Source organism: Polynucleobacter sp. 35-46-11, from assembly GCF_002281105.1.
Window position 1 is genome coordinate 1 of sequence record NZ_NCFJ01000643.1, and the last position, 1,265, is coordinate 1,265.

The following is a 1,265-nucleotide window of genomic DNA, read 5'->3' on the forward strand; positions in this document are numbered from 1 at the left end:
ATGGTATTACCTTCTTTAATAGTACTTATTACTTTAAGACTGGTAATTTGCATGGGATCTATTTTCAATGGGTTTTTATCTAATATAACAAAATCTGCCAGTTTGCCAACCCTGAGTGTTCCTTTTAGATTTTCTTCAAAAGCCTGATAGGCAGCCCAGTCTGTAATAGATTTAAGCGCTGTATAAACTGGCACTCGTTGATCCGGCCCAATAATATCGCCGCTTCGGCTAACCCTATTTACCGTTGCATGAATAACCCTTAGTGCATCAGGAAAAGCTACCGGCGCATCATGGTGCTGGGTAAAAATCATTCCGCGTTTCAGGGTTGAAACTCCCGGAGAAATGCGATAAGCCCTTTCTTTACCAATGGTTTCATCCCTATGCCAATCTCCCCAATAAAAAGTATGCATGGCAAAAAAAGAAGGAATAATGCCTAAAACTTTCATGGAATCCAATTGGTCTTCTCTTGCCATTTGTGCATGTATCATCACAGATCTGCGATTGTTATTGCCATATTTATTGGCTGCTAGTCTCACAGCACGGATATACATGTCACCAGAAGCATCGCCGTTACAGTGTGTGATAATTTGCCAGTTGTTTTTAAATGCTGCATCAACAAGTGCGTTATAAGCTTCTGTATCAGGAAAAGCCGGATAACCTCTATAGTCTTTAGACGCACCTTCTGGTGGTACTTTATAAGGTTTGGAAAGAAAAGCAGTCTTGCCTTGAATAGCACCATCTGAACTCAATTTTACTCCAGCAATTCTAAAATGATTGGAATAATTGGCTTGAGTACCCGTTTTCAACATATAGGCCAATTCATTTTGAATATCTGGATAGGCATAAACATCAATTGGTAATTCATTGGCTAAAGCCATTTTTTTCAAAGACTCACAAATTGCACTAGAAGCTCTACCTTCTTGCGCCGTTGTAAAACCAAATTTGGTATAAGAAGCTATGCCTGCTCTAATAATATTGGCATTACCTGTGGAATCAATTTTAGCAAAAACTTTGAATAGTGGTCCAAACATAGCCGATTCTTCCAGAGTTCCTTCAGGTTTATTGGAACCTTTAAGTCTGCGAATAATTCCACCCGCAGGATTTGGGGTATTTTCATTAATTCCAGCAACTTCAAGCCCTTTTGAGTTTAGACTAGCAAGGTGGCCAGATTGATGCAAGATCATTACCGGAATATCTTTAGAAATTTGATCCAATTCTACTGCAAAGGGGTGGCGTTTTTCTTTTAGTTGTGCATCGTCATATCC

General features: G+C 39.3%; 1 protein-coding gene. It reads right to left on the minus strand.

The window, feature by feature from the left end:
• The coding region (locus tag B7Y67_RS18405; protein ID WP_293599873.1) for an amidohydrolase at positions 1-1,265 on the minus strand (1,265 nt) is incomplete at both ends.